Source organism: Salinivibrio sp. MA427, assembly GCF_001996115.1.
Taxonomy (GTDB): Bacteria; Pseudomonadota; Gammaproteobacteria; order Enterobacterales; family Vibrionaceae; genus Salinivibrio; species Salinivibrio costicola.
In genome coordinates, this window is the sequence record NZ_MUFH01000155.1 from 1 (window position 1) to 6,035 (window position 6,035).

A 6,035-nucleotide genomic window follows, 5' to 3' on the forward strand; every position below is an offset into this window, starting at 1 on the left:
GATCGTTGACATTTCACCCAGATAACGACAACCTTTAGACATATGGACGTCTAAACGTATAAACCAAAAACGCACATCATCGCGAATAAAACCGGTTGCAGGGAGAGGGTATGAGCTATACGCACGCAGGCCACATTGATGCACTTAATCAGAATATTGCCGACTTAGACGGTGATATTAACGTCTCATTTGAGTTTTTTCCGCCCAGCACGCCCAGTATGGAAGAAACCCTCTGGAATTCCGTGCACCGCCTCAAAGGGCTTAAACCTAAGTTTATGTCAGTGACTTATGGCGCCAATTCTGGTGAGCGTGATCGCACCCATGACATCGTGAAAAGTATTCATGATCAAACGGGGGTCGCGGCGGCGCCCCATCTAACCTGTATCGATGCCACTGAAGATGAGCTGCGCCATATTGCCCGTGACTACTGGCAAAATGGTATTCGTGACATTGTGGCTTTGCGCGGAGACTTACCGTCGCCGGAGAAAAAGCCGACTATGTATGCGGCGGACTTGGTGCGGTTGCTCAAAGAAGAACATGACTTTGATATTTCTGTCGCCGCTTATCCTGAAGTGCACCCGGAAGCGAAAAGTGCGCAAGCGGACCTCATTAATCTGAAACGGAAAGTCGATGCCGGTGCCAGTCGTGCCATTACCCAGTTTTTCTTTGATGTGGAAAGTTACCTACGTTTTCGTGACCGCTGTGTGGCGGCGGGGATTGATGTCGAGATTGTGCCGGGGATTTTGCCCGTCTCCAACTTTAAGCAAGCTTCTCGGTTTGCGCAAATGACGCATGTGCGTGTCCCACAGTGGATGCACAAACAGTATCAAGGTCTTGAGGATGACCCTGTGACCCGGCAGATGGTCGGTGCCTCGATTGCTATCGATATGGTGCGCGTGCTCAGCCGTGAAGGAGTAAAAGATTTTCACTTTTATACTCTTAACCGTGCGGAATTAACCTATGCTCTGTGTCATACCTTGGGGGTTCGCCCACTAGCGGTCACACCTTAAAAAAATACGCCCCGGTTATGTCGGGGCGTATTAGGTTGCGAGTTGTGTTTATTGTTTTGATTAGGCGCTGGCCGCCAGCATAGTAAGCTCATCGCGCACTTCTTGCGCCCAGGCCATCCAAGCGCGACGTTGATGAATGCTGCGTCGTAATGCTAATCGCATGAGGCGTTGCTGTTGCGTTAATGATGTGGATTGACCGTAATCACGCTGCTCAAGCAGAGCATAATGATTAAGTAGTTGTTGTGATTCCGCAATCAAGTTATTGATATGCTCGAGCATCGGCGCGGGATCCAAGACCTCACAGCTGAGTAGGCGTGCGACGTACTCGTCGCGAGGCGGGGCCAGCTTAGGCGCTTGGATAAACCACGCCTCTAACACCTCGGTGCCGACAGGGGTGATGGCATAGACTTTTCTATCTGGTTTGCCGACTTGCGGCTCAAGTCGATAGGTCACAGCACCTCGCTCGGCGAGCTTAGTCAGTTCACGATATACCTGTTGATGGCTGGCTTTCCACACATTACTGATAGTGGTAGAAAACGCCTTGGTAATATCATAACCCGTGGCTTCGCAGTTGCTGAGTACCGTCAGTATGACATGGGGAAGTGACATCTTTTATATCCACATTTATTTATAACAATCGGTTCGCATGAGTCGCCTATCTCGGGCTATTTTACTGCACTCAATGCTTGTTCAAGGTCGGCAATGATGTCATCAATATGCTCAATGCCGACACAAAGACGGATCATTTCTGGGGTCACTCCGGCTTTCGCTTGCTCTTGCGCATTCAGTTGACGATGGGTGGTAGAGGCGGGATGGCAAGCAAGTGACTTAGCATCACCAATATTGACCAGACGTTTAAATACATTCAGCGCATCATAAAACTGTACTCCCTCATCAAAGCCACCTTTTAAGCCGAAAGACAGCAGTGATGCGGGCAGTCCACCGCGGATAAGCGACTGGGCACGTTGGTAATGAGGATGAGTTTGTTGACCGGCATAGTTCACCCATGCCACCGCTGGATGACTGGCAAGGTAATCCGCCACTGCTTTGGCATTCTCGCAGTGACGCTCCATACGCAGGCTCAAGGTTTCGAGACCTTGCATCAACATAAAGGCGTTCATCGGCGATAAGGCGGCGCCGCTGTTACGTAAAGGCACGGTACGCGCGCGGGCAATAAATGCCGCCGGACCAAAGGTATCGCTATAGACCACGCCGTGATACGCCGGCTCGGGCTGTGAAAATTGCGGGAAGCGGGTTTGATGTGCCACCCAATCAAAGGTGCCGCCATCAACGATCATACCGCCTAGGGTGGTGCCATGGCCGCCAATGTATTTGGTTAGCGAGTGCACCACGATATCGGCGCCATGTTCAATCGGTTTGCATAGCACGGGCGTGGCCACGGTATTGTCGACCACCAAAGGGACACCGTGCGCGTGGGCAACCTTGGCAAGACCGGGGATATCGGCAATATTGCCGGCCGGATTACCAACCGATTCGCAATACACCGCTTTGGTATTGGCATCAATCAGCGCTTCAATCGCACTGGCGTCGTCACTTTGGGCAAAACGTACCTCGATGCCTTGCTCAGGAAGCATGTGGGCAAATAGCGTATAGGTGCCGCCGTAAAGCTGTGGCGTGGCGACGATGTTATCACCGGCCTTGGCCAGGGTTTGGATTGCATAGGTAATCGCGGCGGCGCCAGCACTGACGCATAGGCCTGCGATACCGCCCTCTAATGCCGCCACACGTTGTTCTAATACATCGTTGGTGGGATTCATGATCCGCGAATAGATATTGCCCGGCACATCGAGGTTAAACAGATCAGCACCATGTTGGGCGTTATCAAACTCATAGGCGACGGTTTGATAGATGGGGGTAGCGACTGATTTGGTGGTCGGATCGGTCTGATAACCGTGATGAATCGAGAGGGTTTCGTCTTTCATGGCAATTCCTTTGCGTTTTCCTTTGCGTTGTTAAATCGCGTCACCGCGACCTTCCATAGTAATAATACTATCAATGTAACAGCAAGCCTTAGACGTGGCTATGGATAAAAAAYCTCGCGTGTGCGTCGGTTTCTATTTGCTCGCTTGATACAAAAAAAGCCGCACCCGAGGGTACGGCTTGAGTCGATTAGCCAGTGTTACGCAGGCCTGCGGCAATGCCCGCGATGGAGATCATCAAGGCATCGTCAAGCGACTGATCGTCCTCTTCACATTGCCGTGTACGGTATAACAGCTCAGCTTGCAGCATATTCAGTGGCTCGACGTAAATATTACGTAAGCGAATCGCTTCAGCGCCCCATGGGTTTTGCTCCATCAGGTTATCGCTGTTTTCCACCGCCAAAATCACTTGAATGTCTTGGCGTAATTGATCGCGGAGTGATTCACCCAAAGGCCAGAGGCTTTCATCGACCAAACGCTGATCATAGTATTTGGCAATATCGAGGTTGGTTTTGGTAAACACCATCTCCAGCATGCCAAGCCGGGTGGAGAAGAATGGCCACTCACGACACATTTCTTCTAGCTGGGCTTTATGGCCTTTGGAAATGGCGTGATCGATCGCTTGTCCAGCGCCCAGCCAAGCCGGAAGTAAGAGGCGATTTTGACTCCAGGCGAAAATCCATGGAATCGCCCGTAAGCTTTCCACCCCGCCTTGCGGGTTGCGCTTAGAAGGGCGTGAGCCCAGTGGTAACTTACCGAGCTCAAGCTCTGGTGTGGTGGAGCGGAAGTAAGGCACAAATTGCTCATGGCCGCGAACCACATCGCGATAGGCTTGGCAAGAAATGTCACTCAAGGTATCCATCAGCGCACGCCACTCTTGTTTGGGCTCTGGTGGCGGTAGCAGGTTAGCCTCCAAAATGGCGCTGGTGTAGAGGTTCAAACTGTTGACCGCGACATCGGGCAGCCCCAGTTTAAAGCGGATCATCTCGCCTTGTTCGGTGACACGGAGGCCACCTTTTAAACTACGAGGGGGCTGTGACAACAAGGCGGCATGGGCGGGCGCACCGCCACGGCCTACGGTGCCGCCACGGCCATGGAAGAGGGTTAAATCAACCCCTTGGTCATCGCATAAGTTGACCAGTGCTTCCATGGCGCGATATTGCGCCCAACCGGCTGCCATCACCCCGGCATCTTTAGCTGAGTCCGAATAGCCTATCATCACCATTTGGAAGTTCTGAGTAAAGCCACGGTACCAATCAATCGCCATGAGCTCGCCAATGACTGATTCCGCGTTGTTCAGGTCGTCCAAGGTTTCGAATAACGGGCACACATCCATGCGGAATGGGCAGCCGGCTTCTTGGAGTATCAAATGTACCGCCAGCACGTCCGAGGCGGTCCTCGCCATTGAAATCACATAGGCACCCAGCGCTTCACGCGGCTGCTGGGCAATCACCCGGCAGGTGTCGATCACTTCTTTGACGTCATCCGACGGGGTCCAATCACGGGGTAATAGCGGCCGTTTCGAGGACAATTCACGGATCAAGAAGGCTTGTTTGTCTTGCTCGCTCCATTGCGCGTAATCGCCCATCCCCAAATAGCGGGTCACTTCTGAGAGCACATCGGCATGACGAGTGCTTTCTTGGCGAATATCGAGCTTGATTAAGTGAACACCAAAACATTGCACGCAGCGAAGCAAATCAAGCAACTTACCGTCGGCAATAATGCCCATGCCGCATTGGTGGAGTGACTGATAACACGCCAGTAATGGCTGCCACAGCTGCTGGGTGTCGGTCAGAATGCCCTGTGATGACGTGCGCTCGCCTTTCAGCTTGGCATCTAAATAACTTAATGTGTGATTGAGCTGACTGCGCAGCGTTTTCAAGATCGCGCGATACGGTTCGTGCGCCTCGCCGGCCATCTCGCGCACGGTGTCATCACACTGAGTCATCGACAGTTCGCTGATCAGATCTTGCACATCACGCAAATACAGGTCGGCGGCTTTCCAGCGTGAAAGCAGCATCACTTCACGGGTGACCTCGCTGGTGACATACGGGTTGCCGTCGCGATCGCCGCCCATCCAAGAGGAGATTTGTACTGGCTTGGCATCAATGGGCAAGTTGATGTCTAAGTGGCTCTCAAGCTGCTGATCGAATTGACGTAAAAATGCGGGCACTGCTTGCCATAATGAATTTTCAATCACCGCGAAGCCCCACTTGGCCTCGTCGAGCGGTGTCGGGCGCTCTTGGCGAATCACATCGGTATGCCAGGCTTGTGCAATCAACTGTTCAAGGCGTTTCTCGGTTTTGGCTCGCTCGTCGGCGCCTAAATAGTCGCTCAGCTCGAGTTTGGATAAGCATTTATTGATTTGCACCAAGTTATGAATGGTGGTGCGGCGCGCAATTTCAGTGGGGTGCGCGGTCAGGACTAACTCAATTTTTAAATCGGCGATCGCCTTCTGCGCGTTATTGGCATCAATCTCACCTTGGCTGACGCGTCGGAGCAGGTTATCAATCGCATCGGGGCTACACTCATGGGTGTCAGATTGACGCGACACCGTATGGTATTGCTCAGCRATATTAGTCAGATTCAAAAATTGGCTAAAGGCGCGGGCGACCGGAAGCAGTTGGTCTGCGGGTAAGTTTTGCAGCACGGTTTTCAGCTTAGCATGATCATCCTGATTACCTGCTGCAGCCGATTTTGAGAGCTGACGAATTTCCTCAACTTTTTCTAAAAGTGCGGGGCCATGGGCATCTTCAATGGTGTTGCCCAGCAGATGGCCAAGCATACTGACGTTACTTTTTAAGGCAGAGTACTTTTCGTTCATAGCGTATCCATTCTGTAACAAAGTTACATCCTACTGTGACTGTAAAGACCCAATCTAGCGAATGTTGCGTGATCGGGTCAACTTAACCGCAAGTTAGCGCGAAAACTGGCTACCGGATTTGATGCTTATCATAGAGCCACCTCAAAAGATGAAAAAAAGTTTCAGCTTTCATGTTTGCTAGCGTCTAGAGGGTCTCTCCGCGCTCGTCATCGTGGTTTTTTTTTCGTAAGTGACGACCGTGTTATTTGCATGGTTAGATAG

4 protein-coding genes are annotated in these 6,035 nt (G+C 51.8%); 1 reads left to right on the forward strand and 3 read right to left on the reverse strand.

Annotated elements, in window-relative coordinates:
• The first annotated feature begins 110 nt into the window (after positions 1-110).
• Positions 111-1,010 carry a methylenetetrahydrofolate reductase gene (gene metF, locus BZG79_RS10370; protein WP_077774338.1) on the forward strand — a complete coding sequence of 300 codons (900 nt, stop codon included), beginning with the start codon at positions 111-113 and terminating at the stop codon, positions 1,008-1,010.
• A 60-nt stretch (positions 1,011-1,070) separates the two neighbouring features.
• Here metF and BZG79_RS10375 read toward each other — a convergent pair whose 3' ends face one another.
• From BZG79_RS10375 to ppc, 3 genes are all read right to left on the reverse strand, one after another.
• Positions 1,071-1,619: a PadR family transcriptional regulator gene (locus BZG79_RS10375; RefSeq protein ID WP_077660328.1), complete on the reverse strand. Its 549-nt coding sequence runs from the start codon at positions 1,617-1,619 to the stop codon at positions 1,071-1,073.
• Between the two features lie 56 nt (positions 1,620-1,675).
• Entirely contained in the window at positions 1,676-2,953 is a 1,278-nt protein-coding gene (locus tag BZG79_RS10380; protein WP_077774339.1) for an O-acetylhomoserine aminocarboxypropyltransferase/cysteine synthase, read from the reverse strand.
• A gap of 187 nt (positions 2,954-3,140) precedes the next feature.
• Positions 3,141-5,774 carry a phosphoenolpyruvate carboxylase gene (gene ppc / locus BZG79_RS10385; RefSeq protein ID WP_077774340.1) on the reverse strand — a complete coding sequence of 878 codons (2,634 nt, stop codon included), beginning with the start codon at positions 5,772-5,774 and terminating at the stop codon, positions 3,141-3,143.
• Positions 5,775-6,035 lie beyond the last annotated feature (261 nt).